Origin of the sequence: Streptomyces sp. NPDC020898, assembly GCF_044333925.1 — a bacterium.
Taxonomy (GTDB): Bacteria; Actinomycetota; Actinomycetes; order Streptomycetales; family Streptomycetaceae; genus Streptomyces.
Map to the genome: position 1 here is coordinate 189,829 of NZ_JBIRRV010000003.1, position 17,125 is coordinate 206,953.

General features: G+C 72.2%; 16 protein-coding genes. 12 read left to right on the forward strand and 4 right to left on the reverse strand.

Going from position 1 to position 17,125, the window contains the following annotated elements; translation table 11 throughout:
• Window positions 1-21: 21 nt before the first annotated feature.
• Genes ACH4TV_RS11940 through ACH4TV_RS11955 form a run of 4 tightly spaced genes read left to right on the forward strand, consistent with a single transcriptional unit; the run spans window position 22 to window position 5,187 of the window.
• Window positions 22-2,313 (forward strand): tetratricopeptide repeat protein, encoded by a 2,292-nt coding sequence (locus ACH4TV_RS11940; RefSeq protein WP_398396903.1) that lies wholly within the window; start codon window positions 22-24, stop codon window positions 2,311-2,313.
• Window positions 2,217-3,437 (forward strand): hypothetical protein, encoded by a 1,221-nt coding sequence (locus ACH4TV_RS11945; protein WP_398396905.1) that lies wholly within the window; start codon window positions 2,217-2,219, stop codon window positions 3,435-3,437. Before ACH4TV_RS11940 ends, ACH4TV_RS11945 begins: the two co-directional genes overlap by 97 nt.
• Window positions 3,434-4,705 carry an alpha-glucoside ABC transporter substrate-binding protein gene (locus tag ACH4TV_RS11950; protein ID WP_398396907.1) on the forward strand — a complete coding sequence of 424 codons (1,272 nt, stop codon included), beginning with the start codon at window positions 3,434-3,436 and terminating at the stop codon, window positions 4,703-4,705. Before ACH4TV_RS11945 ends, ACH4TV_RS11950 begins: the two co-directional genes overlap by 4 nt.
• 26 nt (window positions 4,706-4,731) lie before the next feature.
• On the forward strand, window positions 4,732-5,187 hold the full coding sequence (locus ACH4TV_RS11955) for an RpiB/LacA/LacB family sugar-phosphate isomerase (protein WP_398396909.1): 456 nt from the start codon (window positions 4,732-4,734) through the stop codon (window positions 5,185-5,187).
• 44 nt (window positions 5,188-5,231) lie between these two features.
• Here ACH4TV_RS11955 and ACH4TV_RS11960 read toward each other — a convergent pair whose 3' ends face one another.
• On the reverse strand, window positions 5,232-6,011 hold the full coding sequence (locus ACH4TV_RS11960) for a DeoR/GlpR family DNA-binding transcription regulator (protein WP_398396910.1): 780 nt from the start codon (window positions 6,009-6,011) through the stop codon (window positions 5,232-5,234).
• Between the two features lie 143 nt (window positions 6,012-6,154).
• Here ACH4TV_RS11960 and ACH4TV_RS11965 point away from each other — a divergent pair, with 143 nt between their 5' ends.
• From ACH4TV_RS11965 to ACH4TV_RS11975, 3 genes are all read left to right on the forward strand, one after another.
• Window positions 6,155-7,054, forward strand: a complete 900-nt coding sequence (locus ACH4TV_RS11965) for an SIS domain-containing protein (RefSeq protein ID WP_398396912.1) — start codon at window positions 6,155-6,157, stop codon at window positions 7,052-7,054.
• A gap of 67 nt (window positions 7,055-7,121) precedes the next feature.
• The gene (locus ACH4TV_RS11970; RefSeq protein WP_398396914.1) at window positions 7,122-7,970 is read left to right on the forward strand and encodes a class II fructose-bisphosphate aldolase; all 849 of its coding nucleotides are present in this window, start codon (window positions 7,122-7,124) and stop codon (window positions 7,968-7,970) included.
• 39 nt (window positions 7,971-8,009) lie between these two features.
• Entirely contained in the window at window positions 8,010-8,798 is a 789-nt protein-coding gene (locus tag ACH4TV_RS11975; RefSeq protein ID WP_398396915.1) for a helix-turn-helix domain-containing protein, read from the forward strand.
• Between the two features lie 36 nt (window positions 8,799-8,834).
• On the opposite strand, the gene ACH4TV_RS11980 is transcribed toward ACH4TV_RS11975, so the two are convergent.
• Window positions 8,835-9,980: a methyltransferase gene (locus tag ACH4TV_RS11980; protein WP_398396917.1), complete on the reverse strand. Its 1,146-nt coding sequence runs from the start codon at window positions 9,978-9,980 to the stop codon at window positions 8,835-8,837.
• Between the two features lie 55 nt (window positions 9,981-10,035).
• Here ACH4TV_RS11980 and ACH4TV_RS11985 point away from each other — a divergent pair, with 55 nt between their 5' ends.
• The 5 genes from ACH4TV_RS11985 (at window position 10,036) to ACH4TV_RS12005 (ending at window position 15,863) form a co-directional block, all read left to right on the forward strand.
• Window positions 10,036-10,734, forward strand: a complete 699-nt coding sequence (locus tag ACH4TV_RS11985; RefSeq protein WP_398396919.1) for an alpha-ketoglutarate-dependent dioxygenase AlkB family protein — start codon at window positions 10,036-10,038, stop codon at window positions 10,732-10,734.
• Between the two features lie 24 nt (window positions 10,735-10,758).
• Window positions 10,759-11,979 (forward strand): ROK family protein, encoded by a 1,221-nt coding sequence (locus ACH4TV_RS11990; protein ID WP_398396921.1) that lies wholly within the window; start codon window positions 10,759-10,761, stop codon window positions 11,977-11,979.
• A gap of 256 nt (window positions 11,980-12,235) precedes the next feature.
• On the forward strand, window positions 12,236-12,553 hold the full coding sequence (locus ACH4TV_RS11995) for an SHOCT domain-containing protein (protein WP_398397758.1): 318 nt from the start codon (window positions 12,236-12,238) through the stop codon (window positions 12,551-12,553).
• A 2-nt stretch (window positions 12,554-12,555) separates the two neighbouring features.
• Window positions 12,556-13,305, forward strand: a complete 750-nt coding sequence (locus ACH4TV_RS12000; RefSeq protein ID WP_398397760.1) for an ABC transporter ATP-binding protein — start codon at window positions 12,556-12,558, stop codon at window positions 13,303-13,305.
• Window positions 13,302-15,863 carry an ABC transporter permease gene (locus ACH4TV_RS12005; protein ID WP_398396922.1) on the forward strand — a complete coding sequence of 854 codons (2,562 nt, stop codon included), beginning with the start codon at window positions 13,302-13,304 and terminating at the stop codon, window positions 15,861-15,863. The genes ACH4TV_RS12000 and ACH4TV_RS12005 overlap by 4 nt, the downstream gene beginning before the upstream one ends.
• A 41-nt stretch (window positions 15,864-15,904) precedes the next feature.
• Here the strand turns inward: ACH4TV_RS12005 and ACH4TV_RS12010 are convergent, their stop codons facing one another.
• Together ACH4TV_RS12010 and ACH4TV_RS12015 are read right to left on the reverse strand one after the other, a co-directional pair.
• Complete coding sequence (locus tag ACH4TV_RS12010; RefSeq protein ID WP_398396924.1) at window positions 15,905-16,465, reverse strand: ATP-binding protein; 561 nt, start codon at window positions 16,463-16,465, stop codon at window positions 15,905-15,907.
• Window positions 16,466-16,704: 239 nt separating this feature from the next.
• Complete coding sequence (locus ACH4TV_RS12015) at window positions 16,705-17,028, reverse strand: hypothetical protein (protein WP_398396926.1); 324 nt, start codon at window positions 17,026-17,028, stop codon at window positions 16,705-16,707.
• Window positions 17,029-17,125 lie beyond the last annotated feature (97 nt).

The window sequence follows — 17,125 nt, forward strand, 5'->3', positions numbered from 1 at the left end:
CCGGGCCTACTCTGGGGAGGCATGGCGGGGGATGCGAGCAAAAGCGTGTCCGGTGAAGTGCCGGACTCCGAGTGGTCGTTGGGGCGGCTCGTGGTCGCCGGGGATCCGATGTCGCCGAGGGCCGCGCGCGTCGAACTCCCCGAGGAGAACCCCGACCCGACCGTGCTGCCCACGATCACGCTGCTGGAGCGCGCGGTGTCCCGGGGGATCGACCCCGAGGAACTGCCCCTGCCACCAGGGCAGTTGCTCGCCGGGCAGTACCTGCTGATCCGGCCGCTCGGCTACGGCGGGATGGGTAAGGTCTACCTCGCGCTCGACACGAAGGTCGACGACCGGGAGGTCGCCATCAAGATCCTGCGCCCCGAGCAGGCGGCGGGCGCCGCGGGCGCCCTGGTCCGGGAACGGCGGGCCCTGGTCGACCTCAGCCACGACGACATCATCCGCGTCTTCAACTACGGGCATCACCCCGACGTCGGCGACTTCCTCGTGCTCCAGTACGTGGACGGGCTGACCCTGGAGGAGGTACGGGCGCGGGCGCGGCTGAACCCGCACGAGTTCGGCGGCGCCCGCTTCCACGAGTTCGTGCTCGCGTACGGCGTACGGATCCTGTCCGCGCTCGGGCATCTGCACGCCGACCTGCCCGGCAAGGTCTACGGCGATCTCAAGCCGGACAACGTCATGCACGACGGCACCGCGACGAAGATCATCGACGTCGGGAGCGTTCGTGCCACTGGGCTGCCCGGTCTGACGACGGTGGGCTTCCAGGCGCCGACGGTGGGACCCAACGGCGAGTCCACCGGCCAGGACGACCTGTTCAGCCTGGGGGAGACACTGCGGCGGCTGAGCGGTCTCGGTGCCTCGCCCGAGGACCTGGCCCGGCTCGCCGGACCCGGTGCCGCGGACGGCCCGGCGGCTGCGGCGACCGAGGGGACGACCACTCCCGCTCCCCGCGGACTCGGGCTGGTCTCGCTCGCCCGTGTGCTGCATCGTGCGACCCGGAGCGAGCGCAACGAGAGGTTCGCCGACGCGCGCGAGATGGCGGAGCAATTACGCGGTGTCTTCCGGGAGTTGAGATCCCTGCGGACCGGCATCGAGACCTTCGAACCCTCACCGCTCTTCCTCCGGTCGGCCTACGCCCTCGACGGCGCCCTCGGATCCGCGCCGCCCCTCGCCCACTGGGCCGCGCCGGGCGCCCCCTCGCCGTACGCGCCACCGTCACCCGACGAGGTCGCGTACCGGTTGCCCGTCCCGCGCCCCGATCGCCACGACAGCCACCACGCCGAGCTGAGCAGACTGGCCGACGCCGCCCCCGAGGCGCTCCTCCAGCACACCGGGGACTGGCGGGACTCCACCGAGGTCCATCTGCTGCGCTGCCGCCTGCGCCTCAGGACAGGCGACGGACCCGACGCCGCCGAACGGGAACTGTGGGCCGCCGAGGAGTCCGTCGGGCCCGAACACGCCCCGTACGACTGGCGACTTGACTGGCACCGCGGACTGCTCGCGCTCGCCCGGGACCAAGTGGCCGTCGCCAGGCGGCACTTCGACCGGGTGTACGCCGCGATCCCCGGCGAGTACGCGCCGAAACTGGCCCTCGGGTACTGCGCCGAGCGCCTCGGGCGATGGCACGAGGCACTGACGTTCTACGAGGCGGTGCGGCTGCGCAACCCGTCGTTGGGCAGCGCGGCCTTCGGCGCCGCACGGTCCCGCCTCGCGCTGGGCGGCGAGCGGTCGCGGGAACAGGCCGTGCGAGAACTGGACGCGGTGCCGCAGCACTCCCGGCATCGAACTGCCGCCCGCACGGCGGCCGTTCGCATCGGCATCGAGCAGGTGCGGACCGCCGAGCGGAGCGGAGAACTCCCGGAGCGGCTGCGCGAGGTGCTGCGACGACTGGCCCTGCTCTTCCACGCGCACGGGCTGACCGGTGAGGAGGCCCGGACCCGGTTGACCCTCGAAGTGTGGGAGGCCGTGCAGGGCGCGCTCGCGCGAGGCGCCCTCGACGCGACGGAACTCGCCGCCCTGGCCGCGGACGCCGACTCCCGGCTGGGCCTGCCGCCCGACGAGCCCGGCCTGCGCAGGGACCTCTCCCGGCTCTACCTCACCCTCGCCCACCAGGCCGCCCGCTCCGCCGCCCCCGAGGACGCGGCCGTCGCCGAAATCCTCCTGGACCGCGCCTACGAGGTCCGTCCGCTCGCCTTCCGACACCACAGGGACAGCCCATGGCTCGGGAAGAGACTCGCCGACTGGCTCCGGGCGGCCGCCTCGGCGCCCTCGCACCGGCCGCCGCCCGCCTCGGACGGGCCGCTGCCGCCGTAACCGCCGAACTCGCCCGCCGGATCCGGCGCTACGCCTGGCCGTCGACCGCCGGCCGCCGCAACCGCGCGTATCTGCGGGACCGGCTGGTCGCGGTGCCGCTGCTCGCCGTGGTGGCCTTCGGGGCGTTCGGGTGGGCGTACACGGACGTCCGCGGTGACTCCGCGTACGTACGGGACCGGGTGGCGCCCGCGCTCGTCGACCTCGCGGACGCCAAGGCCTCGCTGCTCATCGCGCAGGGCGAGGCCGAGCAGAGCCTCGACGAAGGGCGGGCGGCGGAGCTCGGCGGGCTCAGCGAGCGGTACCGCACCCGGATCGCGCGGGCGACACAGCGCCTGAACCAGGTCACACGTGGCGGGGCGCTCACCGTCGCCGAGGAGCAGGACCTGCGCGTGGCGTCCGCACTGGTCGTCGACTACACGGGCTGGATCGGCCGGGCGCAGGGCCACGCGACCGACCCGGTCCTGCGGGACGCGGAACTGACGTACGCGCGCAGCATGCTCTGCTCGACGAAAGCCACCACCGGGGAGGGCGAGGACCGCTATCCGGCGTGCCCGCCCGGGACCGGCCCCGGCGCGACCGCGATCGTGGACCGGGTGTCGGGCCTGGAGGACAGGTTGCGCGAGCGGCTCGCGGACCGGGCCGCCTGGGGCACGGGCGTGATCACCGCCGCGGTCGTCTCCGGGCTCGCCTTCCTGCTGCTCGCCGCCGGTCTCTGGCGGACCGTGTCCTTCCTGCGCAGCCGCTTCCGGATCCGGCTCAGCATTCCCCTCGCCGCGGCCTCCCTGCCGCTGCTCACCCTGCCGCTTCTGACGGCCGACGCGCTGCTCTCGCAGCACGCCCAGGAAGGAGCGGTCCCGGTGGCGGACGCGCTCGCCGCACGGACCTCGCCGAAAACGGAGTCGATCGTGGAGGAACGCCCGTTCGACGGCCCCGATCCGGGAGCCGTCGAAGTGCTGGAGTCCCGCATCGACGACGGTCTGGCCGACGGACGGCTCGCCTTCCTGGACGGAGCGGCACCGTTCGTGTTCCCCACGGGACTGGCCTGCGCGGCCCTCGCCGGCGGCGCCCTGCACGGATACCGCCGCGAGTACCTCGTCGTGACCCGCCCGGGAGCCGTCTCATGAGCCGTGTCCTGTGTGCCGCTCTCGCGGCCTGCCTCCTCGCCCTGGTTCCCGGCTGTGCGCCGGACGCCCCCGACCCGCTGGTCGTCCTCGGCCCCTGGACCGGCGAGGAGGCCCTGGCCTTCGAGGCGGCCCTGCGGAAGCTGGACGACGGCACCGGACGGACGTACACCTACGAAGGAACCCGCTCACTGCGCGAGACACTCGTCTCACAACTGGAGGCGGAGGCCCCACCGGACGTGGCGATCCTCAACAGCATCGGCGAACTCACCGAGTACGCCCGCCGCGACGAACTCAGACCGCTCGCCGAGGCGACCGCCGAGCGCGCCTATCCGCCGTGGGCGCCGTCCCTGCTCGTGGACAGCAGACGACGGACGTACTGGGTGCCGTTGAAAGTCGACCTGAAGAGTCTCGTGTGGAGCAAGGAGGGCACCTCCTCCGAGGACCCGGAGTGGTGCGTGGGGCTCGCCTCGCAGCAGACCTCGGGCTGGCCCGGCACGGACTGGATCGAGGACATCCTCCTCCACCAGGCGGGCCCCGACCGCTACAACGAGTGGGCCACGGGCAGGCTGAGCTGGCAGGACCCGGCGGTCGAACGGGCCTGGAAGACCTGGGCGCGACTCCTCGGCGACCGCTCCCGGACGTCGGTCCAGCGCTCCCTGACCACGTCGTACGAAGGCACACCACAACCCGGTGGACTGCCGCGAGGTCTGCTCGACTCCCCGGGCTTCGACTGCACCCACGAACACCAGAGCGCCTTCATCCGGTACGTCTACGCGGGCGACGACATCCGGGTGGAACCGTCCGCCCGCTTCCTGGACGGACAGTCCGAATACCGGGACGCATACGAGGTCGCGGGCGACATGGCCGCCGTCTTCAGCGACGACCCGGCGGCCCAGGAACTCGTGGAGCGGCTGTCCGGCCCGGCCGGGCGGGAACTCTGGCGGAAGGCGGCGGGCCCGGCGGTGCGGCCGCTGTTCCCGGACCCGGCCGGCCTGCCCCCTACGGCGTCCACGGACCCCGTCGAGCAGGAGATCGACTCCCTGCTCACGTCGCGGGCCCGCACCCTGTGCTTCGACGCGTCCGACGTGATGCCGCCCGAGGTGCGTGACGTCTTCTACCGGGCGGTACTGGAGTTCTTCCGGGACCACACGACGGAGCGACTCGACTCGCTGCTCCGCCAACTGGAGTCCGTACGCGTCCAGGCGGACGGAAACTCCGCCGACGACCGCTCCTTCCGCCCTCCCGACGACATCTGCGCGCCCGGCTGAGGAGACGTGCGGCGTAGTCTCGGAGGATGCGGATCTCCGTTTCCTCGGACATGGACGAACCCGTGGCGCGCGCCCTCCTCGGGCAACTGCGCGACCGCGGACACGATGTGGTGACGTACGGGGCGCTGAGCCCCGGCGACGATCCGCAGTGGGCCGCCTGCTCGGAGGCAGCGGCCCGCGAGGTCGCCGCGGGAAGGGCCGACCAGGCCGTCGTGTGCTGCTGGACGGGTACGGGCGCGTCGATCGCCGCGAACAAGGTGCCCGGTGTTCGCGCGGCGCTGTGCACGGACGCCTACACGGCGGACGGCGCACGCCGCTGGAACAACGCCAACGTGCTCGCGCTCAGCCTGCGCCTGACGTCGGAGCCCCTGCTCAAGGAGATCCTCGACGCCTGGTTCGCCGCGGAGGCGAGCGAGGACACCGAGGACCGGGAGAACGTGGCCCGCGTCGGACGGCTCGACAGTAGTAGAAGTCCCTTGTGACATAAGGGAGTTGACGAGGTCAGTACCGGTGGCCGACCGGCCGCTCAGACCGTGACCACCCTGAGCCCCGCCTCCTCGAACCGCCCCACCGTCTCCTCGTCCGCGGCCGTGTCCGTGACCAGCGTGTCCACCGCCTCCACCGCGCAGATCCGGGCGAAGGCCCGCTGCCCCAGTTTGCTGGAGTCGGCGGCGACCACCACGCGCTCCGCGCGCTCGCACAACAGCCGGTTGATCGCGGCCTCCGCCTCGTCGTTCGCCGCCGCCCCGTGGGTGACGTCGAAGGCGACCACACCCAGCACGGCCACGTCGATCGTGATCTGGCCCAGCACACCGTCCGCGAGCGGCCCGATGAGCTCGTACGACTGAGGACGCGCGACCCCGCCCGTCACCACGATCTTGAACTGGGGCCGTACCGCGAGCTCGTTGGCGATGTTCAGCGCGTTCGTGACGATCGTCAGCGCGGGCGAGCCGGTGGCCAGGTCGCCGCGTTCGGCCAACGCGCGCGCCACCTCCGTCGTCGTCGTGCCGCCCGTCAGGCCCACCGCCTCGCCGGGGGTGACCAGGCCCGCGACGGCCCTCGCGATGCGCTGCTTCTCGGAGGCGCGGCGGGCGGTCTTGTAGCGCAGCGGGAGTTCGTACGACACCCCGTGCACGACCGCGCCGCCCCTGGTGCGGACGAGCATCTGCTGCTCGGCGAGCTGGTCGAAGTCGCGGCGGATCGTGGCGGCCGACACCGTCAGCTCGGCCGCCACCTCCTCGACGTCCAGCCGGCCCCGCTCGACGAGCAGCTCCAGCAGGGTCTTCCAGCGGGCGTCCCGGGACATCCGGACCCTCCGTTCCTCGATCTTCGGCGACCCTAGCGCACCGAAAGTTCACAGAGCCTGACGCTCGAATGCTTGATTCTGCTTGAAAGATGGCTATATCTTGCAAGAACGAGCATCCTGGTGGCTCTGGGAAGGGGCACGGCATGACCCATGTCGAGGACGAGCTGAACAGCCAGCCCGAGTGCTGGACCCGCGCCGCCTCGGCCGCGGCCGAGCACGCGGGTGCGCTGCCGACGGCCGGGGAGCGGGTCGCGATCGTGGGGTGCGGTACCTCGTACTTCATGGCGCAGGCCGCCGCGGCCCTGCGGGAGGGCGCGGGCCAGGGCGAGACGGACGCCTTCGCCGCCTCCGAGTTCCCCTACGGCCGCCCGTACGACCGTGTCGTCGCCCTCACCCGGTCCGGCACCACCACCGAGGTGCTCGAACTGCTCGGGCGAGTGCGGGGGCATACGTCCACGGGCCGGCCCACACGTACGACCGCGATCACCGCTGACCCCCGAACTCCCGTGGCGGAAGCCGCCGATGAGCTCGTCGTGCTCGGCTACGCGGACGAACGCTCCGTCGTGCAGACGCGGTTCGCCACCACCGCGCTCACCCTGCTGCGGGCCCATCTCGGACTGCACGGCGAGACTGTTGTCGCCGACTGCCGTACCGCGCTCTCGACTCCGCTGCCCGAAGGGCTCGTCGGGTGCGCGCAGTTCACCTTCCTCGGCCGGGGCTGGACCGTGGGGCTCGCCAACGAGGCCGGGCTGAAGATGCGCGAGGCGTCCCTGTCCTGGACCGAGGCGTATCCGGCGATGGAGTACCGGCACGGTCCCATCAGCGTCACTACCCGGGGCACGGCGACCTGGATGCTCGGCGAGGCCCCGGAAGGGCTGGCCGAACAGGTGCGGGCCACCGGGGCGTTGTGGGTGGCGGGGACTCTCGATCCGCTCGCGGAACTCGTGCGCGCGCAGCGGCTCGCGGTCGCGGTGGCGGCGGCACGGGGTCTCGACCCGGACCTCCCGCGCCACCTCACCCGCTCGGTGATCCTCGCGCCCTGACCCACCGCCAGTTCCCCGTCGCCGCACGCTCGTTGACCCTCGACCGCTGACCCGAAGGGAAGAAGCCGTGCCCCTCGTCACCACCGGCGAGCTGATCGCCCGGGCCGCCGCCGCGCACTCCGCCGTCGCCGCGTTCAACATCATCACCCTGGAACATGTCGAGGCCGTCATCGCCGGCGCGGAGAAGGCGACTTCGCCCGTCGTTCTGCAAGTCAGCGAGAACGCGGTCAAGTTCCGCTACGGACGGCTCCTCCCGCTGGCCCGCGCCGCCGCCGAGGCCGCCGAACGCGCCGCCGTACCCGTCGCGTTGCACCTCGACCACGTCCAGAGCGACGACCTGCTGCGCCAGGCGCCCGGCGCCGGATTCAGCTCCGTGATGTACGACGCGGCCGGGCTGCCGTACGCCGAGAACCTCGCCGCGACCCGGGCCGCCGCCGACTGGGCGCACGCCCAAGGGCTCTGGATCGAGGCCGAGTTGGGACAGCTGGGCGGCAAGGGTGGACGGGCTCCACTGGACGCGCACGCCCCCGGTGCCCGTACCGACCCCGCCGAGGCCCGTGCCTTCGTCGCCGAATCCGGGGTGGACGCCCTGGCCGTGGCCGTCGGCAGCTCGCACGCCATGACCAGCCGTACGGCAGCCCTCGATCACGACCTCCTGAAACGGCTTTCCGCCGCACTGACCGTCCCCCTCGTCCTGCACGGCTCGTCCGGAGTGCCGGACGACGAACTCGTGGCCGCCGTCGCGGGCGGCATCACCAAGGTCAACGTCGGCACGGCACTCAACCTCGCCATGACCGGTGCGATCAGGGAGTTCCTCGCCGCCCACCCCAAGGCGGTCGACTCACGCGAGTACCTCAGTGTGGGCCGGGAGGCGATGGCGCGGACGGTGACACGGATCATCGACGTGCTCCACTGACCCAGGGCGGACAGCGAATGTCGCTGGTAGTTTTTCACCATGCGCGAAACGGAGCTGTACCTCGGTGAACCGCCCCAGGTGGCGAACGCCGGCGTCGGCGTGCACGGCGTCGCGAGCCGCACCGACGTCTTCCGGCTGCCGGAACTGTGGCAGCTGCACCTCTACCAGTACGAGGCCGAGCTGATCGTCGACGGCACCCCGCACGTCGTCCGCCCGGGCCGGGTCAGCCTCGTACCGCCGGACACCACGGTCCGCTTCCGCTACCAGGGTCGCTCCGAACACCTCTACGCACACCTGCGCATCCCCGCCGTCGGACCCTCGCGCACGGTACCCGTCGTCCAGGACGCGGGCCCCGAACTCCCCACCCTCACCGGCCTGTTGCTCGCGGCGATCGCCGCCGTGCCCCGGTCGCCCGAACGCACGAGAGCCGAGATCTGGACCGCGCTGTGGCGCATCGCCCACCTCACCCCGGCCACCGAACGCCCCGGCCCCGGCCCGCATCCGGCGGTGAGCGCCGCCATCGCGTACATCGAGGGCCAGCTGGCCGCCCCGCTCACCGTCCCGGCCGTCGCCCGGGCGGCGGGCGTCTCGCACAACCACCTGACCAGGCTGTTCAGGGCCGCGACCGGCGACACGGTGGTCGGCTACATCCGCCGCCGCAGACTCGACCGCGCCCTCCACCTGCTGCGCGCCTCGACCCTCTCCATCCCCGCGGTGGCCGCCTCTGTCGGCATCCCCGACCTGCAGGCCTTCAACAAGGCATGCCGACGCGAACTGGGCGCATCACCACGCGCCCTGCGAGGAGAGACGGCCACCACCGCCACATGAGCTGGTAGAAATTCACCACCTCATGACCTCATCACTTCACTGCTTCACGGCCTTCAGCACCACGAACTTGGCGTCGCTCGCGACGAGTTGACTGTTGCCGAACAGCTTCCGCAGCTTGAGGTGGTAGCCGAGATGCCGGTTGCCGATCACCCACAGCTCGCCGCCCGGCCGCAGTGCGCGCCGCGCGCCCGTGAACATCCGCCAGGCCGTGGCGTCCGTCGTCGCCTGGTGGGTGTGGAACGGCGGGTTGTTGAGCACGAGGTCGACACTCCCGTCCGCGATCCCGGCCAGCCCGTCCCCGACGCGGAACTCGGCCGGTCCGTCCATCTCGTTGACCCGGTACGTCGCCTGCGCCGAGGCCACTGCCTGGTACGACTCGTCGACGAACAGCAGCTCGGCCTCCGGCGCGGTCAGTGCCACCGCCGTACCGACGACACCGTTCCCGCAGCCCAGGTCCACCACTCGGGCGGCGCCCGACGGCTCCGGCAGATGCTGGAGGAAGAACCGCGTGCCGATGTCGAGGCGCTCGGCGCAGAAGACACCCGCGTGGTTGACGACGGTGCGGCCGGAGGACGGGCCGATGTCGTCGGGCAGCTCGTAGCGGTACGGCCAGGGACTGGCGCCGCGGTCCCCGGGCGTTCCCACGGTGGAGTGGATGAGCCGGGCCTTCTTCTCCGCGAGGGAGGTCCGGGTCGGGCCGATGATCCGCTCGAACAGCTTGAGCGTCGAGGTGTGGATCTCCTTCACCATTCCGGTGCCGACGACGACCGTGCCCTTGTGCAGCGCGGGCGCCAGCCGCAGCAGCTGGTCCTCAAGGAGCGCCAGGCTCTTCGGCACCCGCACGAGCAGCACGTCGACGCGCTCGGGCGCGGGGTCCTGGGTGGTGAGCAGCCGTACGGAATCCTCGTCCGCACTCGCTCGCCGCAGGTTCGCCCGGGTCGCCTCCTGGGTGAGGAACGAGTCGGTGATCTGCGTCGGCCGATGCGCCGCGAGCGCCGTGGTGAGCGCGCCCCAGCGGTCACCGACGACCACGACCGTGCCGGACAGATCGGTCCCCGTCTCCGCGAGTTGCCTGAGAAGGTATTCGTCGGCGGCGTCCCAGGCACGCAGCCGCTCACGCGGGTCGGCGGGGAAACGGGTCAGCGTCAGCTCGGCCCAAGGAGTCCTCATACGGTCGGTCATCGTGGCCCCAGCCTACCGAGCCGCAGCTCACACCCGGTCGGGCAGGATGGGAACCATGGATGCCGAACTGTTCCCCCGGGCCCGTACGGAGATCGCGCCGGGCGCGGTGCACGTGCCGGACTGGCTGGACACGGGGCGTCAGCGCGAGCTGCTGGACGCCTGCCGCGACTGGGCCCGCCCACCGGCAGGCCTGCGCACGGTCCGCACCCCAGGCGGCGGCACGATGACCGCCCGGCAGGTCTGTCTGGGCCGCCACTGGTATCCGTACGGCTACGCGAGCACGGTCGTCGACGGCGACGGCTCGCCCGTGAAACCGTTCCCCGACTGGCTGGGCGAGCTGGCGCGGAACGCGGTGGCGGACGCCCTGGGGCCGGAAACGGCCACGACAGCGGAGTACGACCGCGACCTCCATCTCGGCTACGACATCGCGCTGATCAACTTCTACGACGCCGACGCCCGGATGGGGATGCATCGCGACAGCGACGAGAAGTCGGACGCGCCCGTGGTGTCCCTGAGCCTCGGCGACACCTGTGTGTTCCGGTTCGGGAACACCGCGACACGGACCCGGCCGTACACGGACGTCGAACTGCGCAGCGGTGACCTGTTCGTGTTCGGCGGCGCGTCCCGGCTCGCGTACCACGGGGTGCCACGGGTGTACGAGGACACGGCGCCGCCCGAGTTGGGGCTGACCGGCCGGTTGAACGTCACGCTTCGGGTCAGTGGCTTCCGGGCCGACGGTGCGGTCACCGGCTGAGCGGATCATGGGAGACTCGCCCTCATGAGCGGCAAGGTTGAGGGGACCACCTCAAAGACGCGGTTGGACCGGGGGCGCGGCGCGCTCGGGCCCGCCTTGGAGCTCGTGCACACCGGCCGGGCGCCCACCCGGGCCGTGCTCACCGCCGAGCTGGGGGTCACCCGGGCGACGGCCGGTGCGGTGGCCGCCGAGCTGGAGGCGCTCGGGCTGATCCGCGTCGATGCCCGGCCCGGAGCGGCCGCGGGTTCCCAGGGGCGCCCGTCGCACCGGCTGGACGTCGCCGAGGACGGGCCGGTCGTGCTGGCCGCGCAGGTGCACGCCGACGGGTTCCGGGCCGCGCTGGTCGGGCTCGGCGGACGGATCGTCGCCACCGCGCCCGGCTGCGAGACCGTCGACGCCGACCCGGCGAAGGTGCTCGGCTCGGTCGTCGACGCCGGCGCCGAGCTGCTGCGCGACACCGGGCGGCGGTGTGTGGGCGCCGGGCTCGCCGTGCCGTCCGCCGTCGCCGAACCCGAGGGCCTGGCCCTGAACCCGCTGCACCTCGCCTGGCCGGCCGGCGCGCCGGTACGGGAGATCTTCGCCGAGCGGGTACGGGCGGCGGACATCGCCGGACCCGCCTTCGCGGGCAACGACGTCAACCTCGCCGCGCTCGCCGAACACCGGCACGGCGCCGGACGTGGCGCCCGCGACCTGCTGTGCGTGGCCACCGGGCACCGGGGGGTCGGCGGGGCGCTGGTCCTCGACGGCCGTCTGCACACGGGCAGTTCGGGCCTCGCGCTCGAAGTCGGCCACCTCACCGTCAATCCCGAGGGCCGCCCCTGCCACTGCGGCAGCCGGGGCTGCCTGGACGTCGAGGCCGACCCGCTCGCCTTCCTCACGGCGGCGGGCCGCGACCCCGGCCCCGAGGTGTCGCTGCTCCAGCAGGCCAACGACCTGATCCGCGACCAGTACACCGACCCGGCGGTCCGCACCGCCGCGGAGACCCTGATCGACCGGCTGGGCCTGGGACTGGCAGGCCTCGTGAACATCCTCAACCCGGACCGCATCATCCTCGGCGGCCTCCACCGCACCCTCCTCGACGCCGACCCGGACCGCCTGCGCGCGGTGGTCGCCGACCGCAGCCTCTGGGGCCGCAGCGGCGGCGTCCCCATCCTCGCCTGCACCCTGGACCACAACAGCCTCGTCGGAGCAGCCGAGCTGGCCTGGCAACCGGTCCTGGACGACCCGCTGGCCGCGCTGGCGTAACCAACTTGAACCCCGTGCCCCTTCAGGGGCGCGGGGAACTGCGCGACAAGCCCCCACCGGCCGGCAGCAAACGAACCGCCTGTCCCGCGGAGCGGCCTGACAGCATCGCAGGGAGCAGCCGGAAGGGGTCCCGCGTACTCCACCGGAGGTACTCGCGCTGCCGCTGGCCGTACGACGACCCGGACCCCCTCCCGGCGCCACCGTGGAGTCATCACAGAGAACCCACCCACCTGGGAGATGACTCGACATGGAGACCATGCAGACCCTCGCGAGCTGGGACGGCGGCCCCGGCCCGTGGATTCTCTTCTTCCCGCTGATCTGGGCAGCCGTCGTGATCGTCGGCGTCACCGTCCTGCGCCGCACCGTCGGACGCGGGCGCCGTGGCCCGTGGCGCTCCATGGACGGCCGCCACGACGCCCAGGACCGCCTCTTGGGCGACGCGCCGCTCGCCGTGCTCGGCCGGCGCTTCGCCTCCGGTGAGATCGACGAGGACGAGTACTGGCGCCGGCTCTCCGTCCTGGACGAGCAGTTCGGCGCCGCGGGCAGCCGTGCGGGCAAGGGTGGTGCGGCATGAGCATCGCCGCCACCACCACGACCGGTACGGCAGCCCGTGTCGTCGACGCCGTGAAGGTGTACGGCGGTGGCGACACCGCCGTGCGGGCCCTCGACGGGGTGAGCGTCGGCTTTCCGGCCGGACGCTTCACCGCGATCATGGGGCCCTCGGGTTCCGGCAAGTCCACCCTGATGCACTGCGCGGCAGGCCTCGACACCCTCACCTCCGGAGCCGCGTTCATCGGCGACACCGAACTGGGCGCGCTCGACGACCGTCGCCTCACCCTCCTGCGCCGCGACCGGATCGGCTTCGTGTTCCAGGCGTTCAACCTGGTGCCGACCCTGACCGTCGCCGAGAACATCAGGCTGCCGATCGATCTGGCGGGCGTCGCGGGCGACGCGGAGTGGATCGACGCGCTCGTCGACGTGGTCGGTCTGCGCGACCGGCTCCACCACCGTCCCTCCGAACTCTCCGGCGGCCAGCAGCAACGCGTCGCCGTAGCAAGGGCGTTCGCCGGCCGGCCCGACGTCGTCTTCGCCGACGAACCGACCGGAAACCTCGACTCGCGCTCCGGCGAGGAGGTCCTCGGCCTGCTCGGCCGTGCGGTGCGCCGCATGGACCGCACGGTCGTCATGGTCACCCACGACCCGGTGGCCGCCGCCCACGCGGACGAGGTGCTCTTCCTGGCCGACGGCCGCCTGGTGGACCGGATGGAGTCCCCGACGGCCGACAAGGTCCTGGACCGACTGAAAGCCTTCGAGGTGCCGTCATGAACGCATCCGTCCGCATCAGCCTCTCCTCGCTGCGCGCCCACAAGCGGCGCTTCGCCGGTACCTTCCTGGCGGTCTTCCTCGGCGTCGCCTTCCTGGCCGGCACCCTGGTCATGGGCGACACCCTGCGCGCCAGCTTCGACACCATGTTCGGCAACGCGACGAGCGGCACCGACGCTGTCGTCCGCAGCGCCGACGCCATCACGACCCCCGGCGAGAGCGAGGGCGTACGCCAACCGGTCCCCACCTCGCTGGTGAAGACCGTCGAGCAGGTCCCGGGCGTCGCGGCCGCCGCCCCCGACATCCAGGGCGCCGGCCAGCTCATCGCCGCCGACGGCGACCCCATCGGCGGCCAGGGCCCGCCCACCCTCGCCGGCAACTGGATCAGCGACCCGAAGCTGAACCCGTACCAACTCGCCGAAGGACGCGCCCCGTCGAAGTCCGGCGAGGTCGTCGTCAACCGGGGTACGGCGAAGACGGGCGACCTGAAGATCGGCGACACCACGATTCTGCGTACGCCCGACCCGGTCAAGGTCACGATCGTCGGCCTCGCGACCTTCGGCGGCGAGGACGGCATGGCACAGGTGACGTTCACCGGGATGACGCAGGCCGACGCCGAGAAGTACCTGACCGCGAAGTCCGGAGAGGCGGCGGGCATCCAGGTGCGGGCCGGTCCCGGGGTCGGTCAGCAGGAGCTGGTGGACCGGCTGACTCCCGTACTCCCCAAGGGAGTCGAGGCCATCACCGGCCAGGAGTCGGCCGAGGAGAACACCGAAATGATCTCCAGCCAGTTCCTGACCATCTTCACCCTCTTCCTCCTCGTCTTCTCGGGCGTGGCGATCCTGGTCGCGACCTTCTCCATCCACAACACCTTCGCGATCGTCGTCGCCCAACGCACCCGTGAGAACGCCCTGTTGCGCGCCCTGGGCGCCTCCCGCCGCCAGGTCACCGTGTCCACCCTCGTCGAGGCGACCGGGGTGGCCGTGACGGCGTCGATCGCCGGACTTGCCGGGGGCATCACGATCGCCGCGGGCCTGCAGGCACTGTTCCCGGCCATCGGATTCCCGTTCCCCGAGGGCGACTTGGTGATCAGCTGGCTGTCCATGCTGCTGCCGCTCGCGGTCGGCATCGTGGTCTGCCTGGGCTCCGCCCTGCTGCCCGCCCTCCGCGCCGGCCGCACCGCACCCCTGGCCGCGCTCCGCGAGACGGCCGTCGACCAGTCGGGTGCCTCGCCCGTCCGCGCGGTCACCGGCGCCGGTCTCGGCGCCCTCGCGATCGCCACCACACTGACCGGCGTCCTGGTCTCACCGTCCCTGTGGCTGGCGGGACTTGGCGCTGTACTGGCCCTCGTCGCCTTCGTGGTCCTCGGCCCGGTCGCGTCGACCACGGCCGTACGGATCCTCGGCAGCCCCCTCGACAGGATGCGCGGAGTCACCGGCGGCCTCGCCCGGCGCAACGCCCTGCGCAGCCCCAAGAGGACCGCCGCCACCGCGAGCGCCCTGATGATCGGCGTGGCCGTCGTCTCGCTGTTCACGGTCTTCGGCGCCTCGCTGAAGGCCACCATGGACCAGACCGTGTCACGCTCCTTCGCGGGCGATGTGGCCGTCAGCACCCCGTCGTTCGGGGCGGGCGGCAGCGGACTCAGCCCCGGGCTGGCGCCCGCGATCGGCCGGCAGCCCGAGGTGGCGGAGGCGGTCGGACTCGGTCGCGGAGTCGCCGAAGTCGACGGTGAGGGGCGGGCGTTGACCGTCACCGACCCCGTCGCCCTCGGCAAGGTCTTCGACCTCGGCGAGATCCGCGGCTCGCTCGACACCCTCGGCACGGACGGCATCGCCATCACCGAGGCGGAGGCCGACCGGCAGAACCTGAAGACCGGGGACACCACCCGGCTCACCTTCACCGACGGCAAGAAGGAGACGTTCACGGTCCGTGCGGTCTACGGGCAGTCCGAGCTCGCCGGCGAGTACGTCATCACCCGCGCCGCCTGGGCCCCGCACCGCGCCCAGGACGCCGACACGTTGATCGCCGTCTCCTTCAGGGACGGCGTGAGCCCGGACGCGGGCAAGGCCGCCGTGGAGAAGGTCGCGGCGCGGTACGGCGACCCGGAAGTACAGACCCGCGACGAGTACGCCCAGTCGTCGGCCGGCGGCATCGACATGATGCTGACCCTCGTCTACGCCCTGCTCGCCCTCGCGGTGCTCATCGCCCTACTCGGCATCGCCAACACCCTGACCCTCGCGATCCACGAACGCACCCGCGAACTGGGCCTGTTGAGGGCCGTCGGCCAGACCCGCGCGCAGCTGCGGGCCATGGTCCGCTGGGAGTCGGTCCTCGTCGCCGCCTTCGGCACGGCGGGCGGACTCGCCCTCGGCGGCTTCCTCGGCTGGGTGCTGGTCAAGGCCTCGGACGGCGCGAGCGACAGCGCCTTCGCGTTCGCGCTGCCGCCCACACAGCTCGTGATCGTGGTCCTGGTGGGCCTCGCGGCCGGCGCACTCGCGGGCGTGCGCCCGGCCCGGCGGGCGGCACGCCTGGACGTACTGCGAGCCATCGCCACCGAGTGACACACGGAGCGGAAGGAGGGGTACCGGTCGTCACCGCCCGGTCAGCCGGCAACGGCCGACCGGGCGGGAGCGTGTTCCGGCCTGCGCCGGTGGACCCCCGGCTTGAACCCCTTGTCGTAGGGCGGCTCGTCGTACCCGGGAGCGTCGTACGGCTGACGCGTCGGCGCCGCCGCGACGGGCCGGGTCTCGAGGGCCGTGACCACCGGTGCGACCGTCGGCAGCGTGAACCACACGACCTTCCCGGACTCGCCGTCCGGCCGCACGCCCCAGCTCTCGCTCACCGCGGCGACCATGGCGAGACCGCGTCCACAGGTGGCGGTGGGATCCGCCTCCCGCAGCTCGGGAAAACGAGGGTCGTGGTCGTGCACCGAGACCGTGAGCCGGTCGAGCAGGACCTCGATCTCCACGGTGCACAGCTTGTCGGGCTGGGCGTGCCGGTGGACGTTGGTCAGCAGTTCGGTCACACCGAGCGAGGCCCGGTCTATCAAAGGATCAAGATGCCAGTAGCGCAATTGCGCAGAGACGATTCTGCGGACCTGGCCGATCCGCGACGGCAGGGCTTGGAGCTCTACCGTGCAGTGCCTGCTTGGGTGGCTGATCACGGCTTGCGACTCCCCGAATTGAGGTCCGGAAGAAGACACGAGATCGGATCCAGCAGGATGCCTGCGTGCAACGGCCGCCTGCTGTAGTGGCCGACGAGCTGGTTCGCAGCGTTATCGCCGGTAGACCCAGAGTGATGTGGGACCAGCGTGGCTCAGGGGGTGCGAACCCGCAACTCGCGGCATGGTTCACGACACGTTCGGTGACCGCACGACGCACGGTCCCACAGCGCCCGCCCTGTTCAGCGCCCGCGCCCTGCCGCCTTGTGCACGGCCTCGATGAACCGGCGGGCCGCGGGCGGACCGGACTCGCCCGGAGCGGGGTCGTGATCCCCCAGAGTCAGCAAGTAGCGCTTGCCGTTGAGGTCCGCGAGCGCCATGTCGTCGGCCGCGAACCAGGGTTTCGACGCGCGCACCGCCTGCACGGGCGCACTGTCGATCTCACTGCCGTAACTGGTCAGCAACTCCAGCCTGCCGTCGCTGATCCTGACCCGCCCGGCCCGGGTGAGTGAGCGCAACCTCTTCCCGATCCGCACGCCTGTGGCCGTGAACTCCGGCTCCGCCATGATGCCCCGCCCCCTTGTCGGCTTCCGCCGAGATGCGTGATGACCCCGCGTGGAACGTGATCCCCTGTGCGTCCCCGTCCCGTGCAGTCTGCCTGGC

Coding starts and splice junctions, on each gene's coding strand:
- ACH4TV_RS11960 (WP_398396910.1), bottom strand. CDS start 6,011: ATGTCCCGGGACGCCCGCTGGAAGACCCTGCTGGAGCTGCTCGTCGAG.
- ACH4TV_RS11980 (WP_398396917.1), bottom strand. CDS start 9,980: ATGACCGACCGTATGAGGACTCCTTGGGCCGAGCTGACGCTGACCCGT.
- ACH4TV_RS12005 (WP_398396922.1), top strand. CDS start 13,302: ATGAACGCATCCGTCCGCATCAGCCTCTCCTCGCTGCGCGCCCACAAG.
- ACH4TV_RS12015 (WP_398396926.1), bottom strand. CDS start 17,028: ATGGCGGAGCCGGAGTTCACGGCCACAGGCGTGCGGATCGGGAAGAGG.
- ACH4TV_RS11955 (WP_398396909.1), top strand. CDS start 4,732: ATGCGGATCTCCGTTTCCTCGGACATGGACGAACCCGTGGCGCGCGCC.
- ACH4TV_RS11965 (WP_398396912.1), top strand. CDS start 6,155: ATGACCCATGTCGAGGACGAGCTGAACAGCCAGCCCGAGTGCTGGACC.
- ACH4TV_RS11985 (WP_398396919.1), top strand. CDS start 10,036: ATGGATGCCGAACTGTTCCCCCGGGCCCGTACGGAGATCGCGCCGGGC.
- ACH4TV_RS11950 (WP_398396907.1), top strand. CDS start 3,434: ATGAGCCGTGTCCTGTGTGCCGCTCTCGCGGCCTGCCTCCTCGCCCTG.
- ACH4TV_RS11945 (WP_398396905.1), top strand. CDS start 2,217: ATGGCTCGGGAAGAGACTCGCCGACTGGCTCCGGGCGGCCGCCTCGGC.
- ACH4TV_RS11995 (WP_398397758.1), top strand. CDS start 12,236: ATGCAGACCCTCGCGAGCTGGGACGGCGGCCCCGGCCCGTGGATTCTC.
- ACH4TV_RS11975 (WP_398396915.1), top strand. CDS start 8,010: ATGCGCGAAACGGAGCTGTACCTCGGTGAACCGCCCCAGGTGGCGAAC.
- ACH4TV_RS11940 (WP_398396903.1), top strand. CDS start 22: ATGGCGGGGGATGCGAGCAAAAGCGTGTCCGGTGAAGTGCCGGACTCC.
- ACH4TV_RS11990 (WP_398396921.1), top strand. CDS start 10,759: ATGAGCGGCAAGGTTGAGGGGACCACCTCAAAGACGCGGTTGGACCGG.